This is a genomic window from Streptomyces sp. NPDC004031 (assembly GCF_053604375.1).
On the sequence record NZ_JBSGHL010000103.1, the window covers coordinates 1 to 13196 of the forward strand.

The 13196-nt window shown below is 70.7% G+C and carries 9 protein-coding genes; 1 reads left to right on the forward strand and 8 read right to left on the reverse strand.

The genetic code is table 11. The features are described 5' to 3' along the window. Window positions 1–16: 16 nt before the first annotated feature. The 6 genes from ACWERV_RS35615 to pyk all read right to left on the reverse strand — a co-directional run bounded on the left by ACWERV_RS35615 (window position 17) and on the right by pyk (window position 7867). A complete protein-coding gene (locus ACWERV_RS35615) occupies window positions 17–790 on the reverse strand; it encodes an ABC transporter ATP-binding protein (RefSeq protein ID WP_452940938.1) in 774 nt (257 codons plus the stop codon). Then, a complete protein-coding gene (locus ACWERV_RS35620; protein WP_452940939.1) occupies window positions 787–1698 on the reverse strand; it encodes an ABC transporter ATP-binding protein in 912 nt (303 codons plus the stop codon). The genes ACWERV_RS35615 and ACWERV_RS35620 overlap by 4 nt, the downstream gene beginning before the upstream one ends. Window positions 1699–1706: 8 nt before the next feature. Next, window positions 1707–3578, reverse strand: a complete 1872-nt coding sequence (locus ACWERV_RS35625) for a branched-chain amino acid ABC transporter permease (protein ID WP_398187249.1) — start codon at window positions 3576–3578, stop codon at window positions 1707–1709. A gap of 4 nt (window positions 3579–3582) precedes the next feature. Then, window positions 3583–4512, reverse strand: a complete 930-nt coding sequence (locus ACWERV_RS35630; protein ID WP_398187246.1) for a branched-chain amino acid ABC transporter permease — start codon at window positions 4510–4512, stop codon at window positions 3583–3585. A 150-nt stretch (window positions 4513–4662) separates the two neighbouring features. Continuing rightward, complete coding sequence (locus tag ACWERV_RS35635; protein WP_398187243.1) at window positions 4663–5928, reverse strand: branched-chain amino acid ABC transporter substrate-binding protein; 1266 nt, start codon at window positions 5926–5928, stop codon at window positions 4663–4665. 496 nt (window positions 5929–6424) lie between these two features. Continuing rightward, window positions 6425–7867 (reverse strand): pyruvate kinase, encoded by a 1443-nt coding sequence (pyk, locus tag ACWERV_RS35640; RefSeq protein WP_452940942.1) that lies wholly within the window; start codon window positions 7865–7867, stop codon window positions 6425–6427. A 236-nt stretch (window positions 7868–8103) separates the two neighbouring features. Here pyk and ACWERV_RS35645 point away from each other — a divergent pair, with 236 nt between their 5' ends. Then, complete coding sequence (locus tag ACWERV_RS35645) at window positions 8104–9936, forward strand: bifunctional metallophosphatase/5'-nucleotidase (RefSeq protein WP_452940943.1); 1833 nt, start codon at window positions 8104–8106, stop codon at window positions 9934–9936. Here the strand turns inward: ACWERV_RS35645 and ACWERV_RS35650 are convergent. Together ACWERV_RS35650 and ACWERV_RS35655 are read right to left on the reverse strand one after the other, a co-directional pair. Beyond that, window positions 9905–11476 (reverse strand): lysine N(6)-hydroxylase/L-ornithine N(5)-oxygenase family protein, encoded by a 1572-nt coding sequence (locus ACWERV_RS35650; RefSeq protein WP_452940945.1) that lies wholly within the window; start codon window positions 11474–11476, stop codon window positions 9905–9907. The genes ACWERV_RS35645 and ACWERV_RS35650 overlap by 32 nt on opposite strands. A 40-nt stretch (window positions 11477–11516) precedes the next feature. Next, complete coding sequence (locus ACWERV_RS35655) at window positions 11517–12911, reverse strand: pyridoxal phosphate-dependent decarboxylase family protein (protein WP_452940947.1); 1395 nt, start codon at window positions 12909–12911, stop codon at window positions 11517–11519. Between the last annotated feature and the right edge of the window lie 285 nt (window positions 12912–13196).

The following is a 13196-nucleotide window of genomic DNA, read 5'->3' on the forward strand; positions in this document are numbered from 1 at the left end:
CGGAACGGTCGTGGCGTCACCCGGGGTGTGCCGGACGGTCACCGTCGAGGAGTGGCCGGTGGCCGTGCGGCGGCTGGACGTGCGGGCCGACGGGGTTGCGGACGCCCTCGTCGTTCAGCAGCTCCGCGCCGGTGCCGGAGAGCTTGATGGTGCCGACCTCCATGACGTGCGCCTGGTCGGCGAGCGAGAGCGCGGCCTGCGCGTTCTGCTCGACGAGCAGGATGGTGGTGCCCTGCTCCTTGAGTTCCCTGATCGTCGCCATGATCTTCTGCATCATGATCGGCGACAGGCCCATCGACGGCTCGTCGAGCATCAGCAGCTTGGGCCGGCACATCAGCGCCCTGCCCATCGCCAGCATCTGCTGCTCACCGCCGGACAGGGTGCCCGCGGCCTGCCTGCGGCGCTCGCCGAGGATCGGGAAGAGCGTGTAGGCGCGCTCGATGTCCTGGGTGATCCCGGCGGAGTCCTTGCGGAGGTACGCGCCGAGCTGGAGGTTCTGCTCGATGGTCAGGCTGGGGAAGATGTGCCTGCCCTCGGGCGAGTGGGCCAGGCCCAGCGCCACGATCCGGTGCGCGGGCTCGCGGTGCAGCGGGCGCCCGTCGAAGACGATCTTCCCGCCGACGGGCCGGAGCAGCCCGCTGAGGGTGCGCAGGGTGGTGGTCTTGCCCGCGCCGTTGGTGCCGATGAGAGTGACGACCTGACCGGCCTCGACGGAGAACGAGATGCCCTTGACGGCCTCGATCTTGCCGTACGCGACGCGCAGGTTGTCCACTTCGAGCAGTGCGGTCATTTGTCGTTCTCCTGCTGCTCGTCCTGCCCCTGCTCCGGCTCCGCCGCGGGTGCGGCCTGCGGCTCCGGGGGCGCGGGCTCCGGCTCCTGCTCGCCGCCCGTCTCGAAGGGCTCGCCGAGGTACGCGGCGATGACCCGCTCGTCCTGCTGGACGACCTCGGAGCTGCCCTCGACCAGCTTCTCGCCCTGCACGAGCACGGCGACGCGGTCGCACAGGTTGAAGATGAAGCGCATGTCGTGCTCGATGACGAGCACGGCGATGCCCTGGTCGCGGACGGCGAAGACCAGTTCCTCGGTGGCCCGGGTCTCCTGCGGGTTCATGCCCGCGGTCGGCTCGTCGAGCAGCAGCAGACCGGGCTCGCTCGCGAGCGCACGGGCGATCTCCAGCTTGCGCTGCTCGCCGTAGGGCAGGTTGCGGGCCAGGTGGTCGGCCTTGTCCGCGAGGCCGGTGAACTCCAGCAGCTCCATCGCGCGGGCCCGCGAGGCGGCCTCCGCCCGGTGGTAGCCGGGGCCGCGGATGATCGCCGAGAGCAGCCCCTCCTTGGTCCTGGTGTGCCGGCCGACCAGGACGTTCTCCAGCACCGTCATGTTGGCGAAGAGCCGGATGTTCTGGAAGGTGCGGGCGATGCCGGCCTTGGTGACCAGGTGCGGCTTGGGCGGCAGCACCGTGCCGCGGTAGCTGACGGTGCCCTCGGTCGGGACGTACAGGCCGGTGAGGCAGTTGAAGAAGGTGGTCTTGCCCGCGCCGTTGGGGCCGATGAGGCCGACGATCTCCCCTGTGTTGACGGTGAGGTCCACGTCGCGGACGGCGGTCAGGCCGCCGAACCGCATGACGACGCCACTGGCCTGGAGCAGCGGCTCACCGGCCCCGTCACGCGGGGCGGACTGGTGCGGAATGGTGGTGGTCATGGTGTCCTTCACGCCCCCGCCGTGCCGACGGGTACGGTGTCGTCGCCGAGGGGGCGTTTGCCGGGCGTGGTGGCTTCGTCCTCGTGGAACTCCAGCTGCCGGCGCCGGTTGGCGATGATGCCCTCCGGCCGCAGCCGCATGATGAGGACCAGCGCCAGGCCGAAGGCGAACAGCTCGTAGCGGGTGAGGAAGTCCAGCTTCTCCGGGATCAGGAAGAGCAGCGCCGCGCCCAGGATCGGGCCGCTGACCGTACCCATGCCGCCGAGGACGACGGCGGCGAGCAGGAAGGCGGAGTTCGGCGGTGTCGAGCCGGAGAAGACGTACGGGGTGGGCACCACGGAGTTGGTGACGTGCGCGCTGACCGTACCGGCCAGGCCCGCGAGGCAGGCGCCGAGGGCGAAGGCGATGAGCTTGACCCGGAAGCCGTTGATGCCCATCGCGGTGGCCGCGGTCTCGTCCTCGCGGATGGCGATCCAGGAGCGGCCGATGCGGGAGTCGGCGGCGCGGGTGAAGACCAGCACCACGATGACGGTGATCAGCAGCATCAGCAGGTAGTAGTTGGCGAACCGGCCGAGCTCGAAACCGCCGACGTCATGGGTCTTGCCCAGGTTGTAGCCGAAGATCGACAGGTCCGGGATGACGGCGATGCCGTTCGGGCCGTTGGTGATCTTCGGTCCGCTCACGCCGTCGAGGTTGTTGACGACGATGCGGAAGATCTCTCCGAAACCGAGCGTGACGATGGCCAGGTAGTCGCCGCGCAGCCGCAGCGTCGGGGCGCCGATCAGCACACCGAAGACCAGGGCCGCGGCGGCTCCGGTGAGGGCGGCGGCCCAGAACGGGAACTGCGTGCCGGACCAGATCGAGTACTGCGAGCCGGAGACCAGGGCCGCGGTGTAGGCGCCGACACCGAGGAAGGCGACGTACCCGAGGTCGAGCAGACCGGTGAGGCCGACGACGATGTTCAGGCCGAGGGCGACGGTGCCGACGATGAGGATGTTGACGCCGAGGTTGGCCCAGTGCTCGTCGTTCTGGACGAACGGGTAGGCGATGGCGGCCAGGATGCAGGCGCTGGAGGAGAAGATCTTGTTCTCCCGCACGATCTGCTGGAACTGGCGCAGCAGGCCGGACCCGGACATGCCCCAGAAGGTGAAGCAGACGACGATCAGGAAGCCGATGAAGATGTCGCTGTAGCTGGTGGCCAGACCGTAGGTGAGGACCTTGACGCCGATCGCGTAGACCACCACGACCGCCAGCCGCTGGAGCCACACGTTGAGCTGCCGCGGGTCGGGCACCTTCATGCCGTCCTGGGTGATCCGCAGGTCGCGCAGCGCCCGGCGGGCGGCGGCGACGAACGGGATCCGGGCGGACTCGGCGTACTCGCTGTCCGTCTCCTCGCGGGGCGCGCGGTGGGCCGGCAGGCCGAGGGCACCGGCGAAGAGCAGTGCGCTGCCGACGGCGGCGACGAACCCGCCGGGGTCGAGGTTGGCCAGGCCGCCGAGCTTGGCCGCGATGTCGATGACGGTGTACCAGGTGGTGCCGAGCGTGCCGAGGGCCAGCAGCAGCACCGAGTTGTAGGAGCGGCTGGGGTTGAGCCAGCGCAGGCCCGGCACCCCGAAGGCACCGAGCGCGACGACACCGGCGATGATCGCCTCGATCAGCGTCATGATCTGGAGGCCGCCGGGATACCCGCTGACGGTGAGGTCGCCGGGGAAGTCCTTGGTGTACGTCCAGGACATGAAGGTCGAGGCGACCGACACGACGGCGCCGAGCAGCACCAGCGCCTTGGCCGCGGTGAGCGGCAGCGGCAGGTAGCGCGCGGTGCGGGCGCCGTCGGGAGCGGTCTCGGTGGTCACCGCCGCGGTGGTGGGAAGGTCGGTCATACGATCACGCCCTGTCCGCTACGCGTTCGCCGAGCAGGCCCTGCGGCCGGACCAGCAGCACCACGATGAGCAGGACGAACGCCCAGACGTTGGCCCACTCACTGCCGCCGAGCTGCTGCATGCCGGGGATGTTGGAGATGTACGCGGAGGAGCAGGACTCGGCGATGCCGAGGACGAGACCGCCGAGCATGGCTCCGTAGATGTTGCCGATGCCGCCGAGGACGGCGGCGGTGAAGGCCTTCAGGCCCGCCTGGAAGCCGATGTCGTACTTGATCTGGCCGTACTTCAGACCGGAGGCGAGACCGGCGACCGCGGCGAAGAAACCGCCGATGGCGAAGGCGATCACGATGATGCGGTTGGTGTCGATGCCCATCAGCTTGGCGGTGTCCGGGTCCTGCGCGGTGGCCTGCATGGCGCGGCCGGTGCGGGAGGTGCGGACGAAGCCGGCCAGCGCGGTCATGCAGATCGCGGCCGCGGCCACCAGGAAGATGTCACCGGTCTGGATGTCGACGGAGCCCACGTGGAACGGGCCGCCGGGCAGCTGCGGGAAGTGCTTGCCCGCGGTGGCGTTCGGGTACCACAGGAAGACCGCCTGCTGGAGCGCGAGGGAGAGGCCGATGGCGGTGATCAGCGGTGCCAGCCGTGGTGCGCCCCGCAGCGGGCGGTAGGCGAGGCGTTCGGCGCCCACCGCGATGAGGACGGACACGATGGCGCCGCCGGCCAGCATGAGCGGCAGCGCCGCCCATATGGACATGCCGTCGGGAAGGTTCGTGTAGACCGCGAGCGCGCCGAAGGCGCCGGTCATGTAGATCTCGCCGTGGGCGAAGTTGATGAGCTGGACGATGCCGTACACCATCGTGTAGCCGATGGCGATGAGCCCGTACATCGAGCCGATGAACAGCCCGTTGGCCAGCTGTTGCGGCAGGGTGTGCACCGCATGGCCTCCATGTCGCTGGGTGGACGGGGACGGGTGACAGGGGTGGGACCGGTGGGCGGGCCCCGCCCGGTCGGCGGGGGCCCGGATGTGCTGCGGGCCGCGCGGTCGGTGCGACCGGCCGCGCGGCCCTGGTGGTGCCGGGGTCGGTCAGCCGGTGTACACGCCGGACTTGACCGCCACCCACTTGCCGTTCTTGACCTGGTAGACCGTGAGCTGCTTGTTGGTGGTGTCGCCGAACTCGTCGAACGAGATGTGGCCGGCGATGCCGTCGAAGTCGGCCTTCTGCACGCCGTCGACGACCTTCGCGCGGGCGTCGTCGGGCAGCTTGCCGTTGTTGGCCTGGACCACCTGGCCGACCGCCTTGATGATGGCGGTGGCGGCGTCGTACGAGTAACCGCCGTAGGTGCCGTAGTCACCGGGGTAGTTGTTCGACTTGTACGCCTTGATGAAGTCCTGCGCGGCGGGCAGGGTGTCCACCGGCACGCCGACGGACGTCGCGATGTCGCCCTCGGCGGCCTTGCCCGCGGTCTTGATGTACGTGTCGGAGTACATGCCGTCGCCGCCCATGAGCGGGATGTTCACGCCGGCCGCCTTGAGCTGCTTGGTGATCAGCTCGGACTCGTCGTACTGGCCGCCGTAGTAGAGGATGTCGGCGTGCGAGCTCTTGATCTTGGTGACGAGGGTGGAGTAGTCGTTGTCACCGGTGTTGATGTGGTCGGTGCCGACGACCTTGCCGCCGAGTGAGGCGAACTTCTCCTTGAAGATGGCCGCGAGGCCCGCGCCGTAGGTCTGCTTGTCGTCGACGACGAAGGCGTTCTTCTTCTTGAGCGTGTTGACCGCGTAGTCGGCGGCGAAGTTGCCCTGGTTGGCGTCGGTGGTGGCGGTGCGGAAGTAGGTCTTGAAGGCACGCACCTTCTTGCCGGACGCCCAGTCCTTGCCCTGCGTCAGCGCCGGGTTGGTGTTGGAGGGCGAGATCTCCACCATGTTGGCGTCGTTGAAGACCTGCTGCATCGTCAGGGCCACGTTGGAGTTCAGCGGGCCGACGGCGGCTATGACGCTCTTGTCGGAGACGAACGCCGTGGCGTTCTGCTGGCCGTTGGCCGGGTTCGCCTTGTCGTCCAGCGCCTTGACCTGGAAGGTCACACCGGGGACGAGCTTCTTGGCGTTGGCGTCGTCGACGGCGAGCTTGACGCCGTACTGGATGCCCAGGCCGGTGGCGGAGTTGGCACCGGTGAGCGGTGCGTCGACACCGATTACCACCGTGATGTTGTCGCCGGAGGCAGCGCTGCTGCTGCCGGTGCCGCCGCTGTCCCCGCCCTTTTTGTCGTCGTCGCTGCGCGAGCCGCACGCGGAGAGCGTGAGGGCTCCGGCGGCGACCACGGAGGTCAGAATCAGCAAGGAACGCTGTCGCACGGTCAGTCCTTTCCCCTGACACGGCTTCTCTGATGAGAAGCCGAAGTCGCGCGCGGAACCCGAACTGACAAATCCGGTGGCGCGGTGACTGGCCGTGACTCTAGGCCTGGTTCGCGCCATTCGGCATAGGTGTGGCCAAGAGTGTGACTGTCTTGTTATGCCGATCCGAAACTCTTGAGCTTCTCTTGAGATTCCGGGGGACTTTTCGTACATAGCCCACTTGCCACCGAGGCGCCCCGATAGTGAAAACCGCACTTCCCGTGTGGGGCAACACCTCCGAGGGCCTTGACGCCCCAGGCCGGGACCGCGGCGGCGACAGGCCGGGACCGCGGCGGGCCGTGCGGCCGGGCGCCGGGAATGTTTATTGCGAGCACGTTACGCAGCGTTAATTGCAGTCGAGGGGCAAATATCTGGAGGGCCCCCGGAGGCCGAAAAACCGCGCCCCCGCGGGCGGTGGCCGGCGGGGGCGCGGAAGAAGTCAGGAGCTATTTCGAGTTCACCCATTACGCGGCGGTAGCTCATCGACACCGATGTGGTGGACCCGGACCATATTGGTGGTGCCGGGCATTCCGGGCGGCGAGCCCGCCGTGATGACCACGACGTCGCCCTTCTTGCAGCGGCCGATCCGCAGCAGCTCCTCGTCCACCTGCCGGACCATCTCGTCGGTCGTCTGCACCATGGGGCCGAGGAAGGCCTCCACACCCCAGGTCAGGGTGAGCTGCGAGCGGGTGGACGGCTCCGGGGTGAAGGCCAGCACCGGGATCGGCGAGCGGTAGCGGGACAGCCGGCGGACGGTGTCGCCGGACTGTGTGAAGGCCACCAGGAAGCGGGCGTCCAGGAAGTCGCCCATCTCGGCGGCGGCCCTGGCCACCGCGCCGCCCTGGGTGCGCGGCTTGGAGGAGTCGGTGAGCGGCGCGAGGCCGGCCGTGAGCATGTCCTCCTCGGCGGCCCGCACGATCCGCGCCATCGTCTTGACGGTCGCGATCGGGTACTTGCCGACACTGGTCTCGCCGGACAGCATGACCGCGTCCGTGCCGTCCATGACCGCGTTGGCCACGTCGCTGGCCTCGGCGCGGGTGGGACGGGAGTTGTCGATCATCGAGTCCAGCATCTGGGTGGCGACGATGACCGGCTTGGCGTTCCTGCGGGCGAGCGCGACCGCGCGCTTCTGCACCAGCGGCACCGCCTCCAGCGGCATCTCGACGCCCAGGTCACCGCGGGCGACCATGATGCCGTCGAAGGCGTCGACGATGTCCTCCAGGTTGTCGACCGCCTGCGGCTTCTCGATCTTGGCGATCACCGGGACCCGGCGGCCCTCCTCGGCCATCACCCGCAGCACGTCGTCCACGTCCCGCCCGCTGCGCACGAAGGACAGCGCGATGACGTCCGCACCGGTGCGCAGCGCCCAGCGCAGGTCGCGGATGTCCTTGTCGGACAGCGCCGGCACGGACACCGCGACGCCCGGCAGATTGAGGCCCTTGTTGTCGGAGACCAGGCCGCCCTCGATGCACATGGTGTGCACCCGCGGCCCCTCGACGTCGGTCACCTCCAGGGTGACCCGGCCGTCGTCGACCAGGATCCGCTCGCCGCGCGCCACGTCGGCGGGCAGGCCCTTGTACGTGGTGCCGCAGATCTGCTGGTCGCCCTCGATGTCGTCGGCGGTGATGGTGAACAGGTCACCGCGTTCAAGCAGTACAGGGCCCTCGGCGAAACGGCCGAGCCTGATCTTCGGGCCCTGAAGGTCCACCAGGATGCCGACGCTGCGGCCGATCTCGTCGGACGCCTTGCGCACCCGTCGGTAGCGGTCCTCGTGCTCGGCGTAGCTTCCATGGCTCAGGTTGAGGCGTGCCACGTCCATTCCGGCCTCGACCAGTGCCTTGATCTGGTCGTAGGAGTCGGTGGCAGGTCCCAGGGTGCAGACAATCTTGGCTCGGCGCATGTATCGAGCGTATGACTTACCGGTTGGTAGTCACTGCCTCTACGGGCAACTGCCCAACGACGCCTGCATTAACGGTTGTTGACAACTTTCGAAGTGTGCACGGGTCCGCTCGGATGAGCACACCGGTACGGGCGACAGCAGTAGTTAACCTGCAAGGCCTGTTGCTCCGCCCTGTCGTTGGTCCACAATCTACGCGCGTTGTGCCTCAGCGCCCGCGAACCGTCAAGGAGAACGACATGCCGCTCAACCGCAGGGACTTCATCAACCGCTCGGCCGCCACCGGCGCGGGCGTCGCGCTCGCGGGCACCGCGGGCGCGGTCGCCGCCTCCCCCGCGCAGGCCGCGGAGGCCGGCAAGGGCCACGACCACGGCCACGGGCGGCAGAAGACCTTCGGGCTGCGCGTCCTCGGCACCACCGACCTGCACGGTCACGCCGTGAACTGGGACTACTTCACGAACGCCGAGTACGACGACGCCACCCACAACGACGTCGGCCTCGCCAAGATCGCCACCCTGGTCGAGCAGGCCCGCGCCGAGAAGGGCCACGACCGCACGCTGCTGATCGACGCGGGCGACATCATCCAGGGCACCCAGCTGTCGTACTACTTCGCCCGCGTCGAGCCCATCACCGGCGCGCGCAAGGGCCCGCAGCACCCGATGGCGCTGGCCATGAACCACATGAAGTACGACGCCGCCGCGCTCGGCAACCACGAGTTCAACTACGGCATCCCGCTGCTGCGCGCCTTCCAGGAGCAGTGCGACTTCCCGCTGCTGGCCGCCAACGCCGTGGACGCCAAGACCCTCAAGCCCGCCTTCCCGCCCTACCTGGTCAAGGAGCTGAAGGTGCACGGGCTGCCGCCGGTCAAGGTCGGCATCCTGGGCCTGACCAACCCCGGTATCGCGGTGTGGGACAAGGCCAACGTGCAGGGCAAGATGGCCTTCCCCGGGCTGGTGGAGCAGGCGAAGGTATACGTCCCGAAGCTGCGCGCCCTCGGCTGCGACGTGGTGATCTGCACCGACCACTCGGGCCTGGACGGCGGCACCACGTACGGCGACGCCGTGCCCTACCCGGAGAACGCGTCCTCGCAGGTCGCCGCGCAGGTGCCGGGCATCGACGCGATCCTGGTCGGCCACACCCACGTCGAGCGGCCGCAGACCCTGGTCGTCAACGAGCAGACCGGGAAGACCGTCGTGCTGTCCGAGCCGCTGTACTGGGGCATGCGGCTGTCGGTCTTCGACATCGACCTCACCTTCGACCGCGGCCGCTGGCACGTCACCTCGGTCACCGCCGAGGTGCGCAACGCCAACACCGTCGCCGAGGACCCGAAGGTGGCGCGGCTCGTCCGGGACGAGCACCAGAAGGTCGTGGACTACGTCAACCAGATCATCGGCACCTGCACCGTCGCGATGTCCGCGGCAGAGTCCACGTACAAGGACACGCCGATCATCGACTTCCTCAACCTGGTGCAGGCCGACACCGTGAAGGCCGCGCTGGCCGGCACCCAGTACGCCGACCTGCCGGTGATCTCCGAGGCCTCGCCCTTCTCCCGCACCGCCGCCATCCCGGCCGGACAGGTCTCGCTGCGTGACGTCGCGGGCCTGTACGTCTACGAGAACACCCTGGACGCCAAGATCCTCACCGGCGCCCAGGTCAAGGACTACCTGGAGTGGTCCGCGGCGTACTTCGTGCAGACCGCGCCGGACGCGCCCGTGGACCCGGCGAAGCTCACCAACGCCAACAACACGCCCGACTTCAGCTACGACGTGCTCAGCGGGCTGTCGTACGACATCGACATCGCCCAGCCGGCCGGCTCGCGCATCGTCAACCTGACCGCGGGCGGGCAGCCGGTCGACCCGGCGGCGCAGTTCGTGCTCGCCGTCAACAACTACCGCTCCAGCGGCGGCAGCAACTACCCGCACGTGGCCGCGGCGCAGTCGGTGTGGTCCAACTCCGACGAGATCCGCAACACGATCATCGCCTGGGTCCAGGCGCACGGCGGCATCGACCCGGCGTCCTTCCCCGCCGACCAGTGGCGGCTCACCCGCGCCGGAGTGCCGGTGTTCGCATAGCCGCCTCGGCCCCGGCGGCCCCTCCCCCGCCCCCGGCGGCGCGGGTACGGGCGGGGTCGCCGAGGCCGAACGTGGTGAAGGCGGTCCTGGCCGGCAGCGGGTAGTGCTCCGCGCCGGCCAGCAGCGCCGTCAGGTCGTTGAGGATCACCGCCGAGCGCCATGCGGCCAGGCCCAGATCCGGGGCGCCGACACCGTGGGTGTGGCGCTCGGCGTTCTGCACGTAGATCCGGCCCGTGACCGAGCGGTCCAGCTCCAGCCGGTGCCGGGCGTCCACCCGGGGGCGGCCCGCCGCGTCGCGCAGCAGCCGGTCCTCCAGCGGGCCGAGCAGCCCGTCCAGCGGACGCTCCCGGTAACCGGTCGCCAGCACCACGGCGTTGGTCACCAGCCGGGAGCGGGCGCCCTGCTCGGCGTGCTCCAGGTGCAGCTCGATCGCGGTGGTGCCGATCCGCCCCGCCGTGCGCACGCTGACCCCCGGCGTGAGCACCGCGTCCGGCCAGCCGCCGTCCAGGGTGCGGCGGTACAGCTCGTCGTGGATCGCGGTGATCGTCTCGGTGTCGATGCCCTTGTGCAATTGCCACTGCCGCGGCAGCAGCCCGTCGCGCACCTGCTCGGGCAGGCCGTGGAAGTAGCGCGTGTAGTCCGGTGTGAAGTGCTCCAGGCCGAGCCGGCTGTACTCCATCGGCGCGAACGCGGGTGTACGCGCCAGCCAGGTGATCGCCTCCCGCCCCACCGGCCGCGACCGCAGCAGGTCCAGGAAGACCTCGGCACCGGACTGCCCCGAGCCGATCACCGTGACGTGCTCGGCCGCCAGCAGCCGCTCGCGCTGCGGCAGGTACTGCGCCGAGTGCACGACGGGCACGGTCGGCGCCTCCGCGAGCGGCCGCAGCGGCTCGGGCACGTAGGGGGCCGTGCCCACGCCCAGCACCAGGTGCCGGGCATATGTGCGGCCCAGCGCCTCGGCCTCGCCGTGCGCGTCGAGCTGCGTGTGATCGACCTCGAAGCGGGCGTGCCCCGGATCCCACCGGACGGTGTCCACCTGCTGCCCGAAGTGCGTGGACGGCAGCGCGTCGGCGACCCAGCGGCAGTAGGCGTCGTACTCGGCGCGGTGGATGTGGAAGCGCTCGGCGAAGTAGAACGGGAAGAGCCGCTCACGCGACCTCAGGTAGTTCAGGAACGACCACCGGCTCGCCGGGTCCACCAGCGTCACCAGGTCGGCGAGGAAGGGCACTTGCAGCGTGGCGCCGTCCACCAGCAGCCCCGGGTGCCAGTGGAAGGCCTGCCGCTGGTCGTAGAACGCGGCCGCCAGCCCCGGCACGGCGTCCGCGAGCGCGGCGAGCGAGAGGTTGAAGGGCCCGACACCGATACCGAGCAGGTCGAAGGGCTCGGGATCCTCCTCCTCGGGCCCGGGAGCGGCGTCCGGGGCGGCGGCTCCCGGGGCGGCGGGGCCGGGAGCGGCGGGCAGGGCGTGCGGGACCGGGGCCGGGTCCGCGGGGCGGGCGGCCGGGGCGGGTTCCGCGGGCTGCGGGGTCGGGTCGTTCATCGGGGCGGGGCCTTCCTTCCGTGGTGCTGCGCCCGGTGGGTCAGCTCTGCGTCTGCCGGGTGCGCGCGTCGGTCACCAGGCGGAGCAGGGCGTCCAGGTCCTGCGGGCGGACGTGCGGGTTGAGCAGGGTCGCTTTGAGCCACAGCCGGCCGTCCGCGGCCGCGCGGCCGAGCACCGCCCGGCCCTCGTACATCAGCTCCCGGCGCAGCGCCGCCACCTGCTCGTCGTCGGCGCCCGCCGGACGGAACAGGACGGTGCTGATCGTCGGAGGCGCGTACAGCTCCAGCTCCGGGTGGCGCTCCACCGCCGACGCCAGCTCCCGGGCGCGCCCGCACACCGCGTCGACCAGCGCGGCGACACCGTCGCGGCCCAGCGCGCGCAGCGTGACCGCGATCTTCAGCACGTCCGGGCGGCGGGTGGTGCGCAGCGAGCGGCCCAGCAGGTCGGGCATGCCGGCCTCGGTGTCGTCGGCGGCGTTCAGATAGTCGGCCTGGTGGCCCAGCGGACGCAGCGCGGCGGCGTCCGGCACGGCCAGCAGCCCCGCGGCGACCGGCTGCCACCCCAGCTTGTGCAGGTCGAGGGTGACCGACACCGCCGACTGGAGCCCGTCGAGCTTGTGCGCCTCGTGCCGGCTGAAGAGCAGCGGGCCGCCGTAGGCCGCGTCCACGTGCAGCTCCGCGCCATGCCGCGCGGCGGTCTGGGCGAGCTGCGGGAGCGGGTCGATCGCCCCGGTGTCCGTGGTGCCCGCGGTCGCCACGAGCAGGGCGCGGCCCGGCAGTTCGTCCAGCGCGGCGTCCACGGCCGCCGGGTCCAGCACGCCCGCGGGCGTGTCCACCGCGATCGGCTTCGGCAGACCCAGCAGCCAGGCCGCGCGCTGCACGCTGTGGTGCGCGTTCGCGCCGCACACCACCTGCACACGCGGGCCGCCCGCCGCGCGCTCCCGGGCCAGCAGCAGGGCGAGCTGGTTCGACTCCGTCCCCCCGGTCGTCATGAGCGCGTCCGGCGCGGGCAGATCCGGGTAGACCAGCGCGGCCAGCACCGCCGCCGCCCGCCCCTCGATCTCCGTCGCCGCGGGCGCCTGGTCCCACGAGTCCAGCGACGGGTTCAGCGCCGCCGCCCCCAGCTCCGCGGCTGCCGCGAGCGCGAGTGGGGGGCAGTGCAGGTGGGCGGCGCAATAGGCGTCCGCCGGGTCCGCCGCGCCCCGGGCCAGCTCCCGTACGAGCGTGTGCAGGGCCTCGTGGGCGCCCGTGCCGTGGCCTTGCAGGGGCCGGCCCATCGCCCCGGCGACCCGCCGCGCCGTCTCCCCCGGGCCGCCGGCCGGCACCGGGCCGCCCCGCGCGGCGGCCCCCTCCTCCAACGCGGCCAGCACCGTCTCGACCAGCGGCCGCAGCTCCGCGGCCCCGTGCCGGCCTCCGGCCAGCGCGGGCATCTCCATCTCGACCCGTCCTCTCTCCCGGAGAGCCCAACGAGTCACTGCGTGCGGCGGTACGGTGTTTTCGCCCCGGGCTGCGTTACGCGGTGGGTTGCGCGACCTTGCCGCCGGTGGGTGGTTGCTCGCGCAGTTCCCCGCGCCCCCGGTGTACCCGGCGGGGCATCGCGCACTGCGTGCGGGGGTGGGGTCGGGGGCCGCCACGGGGCACCTCCTCGGAATGCGCCTTCACCCTCACCCGTAGTAGGTGAGCCCCTCCCAGCGCATTCCTGCGGGGGCACCCCGCACCGT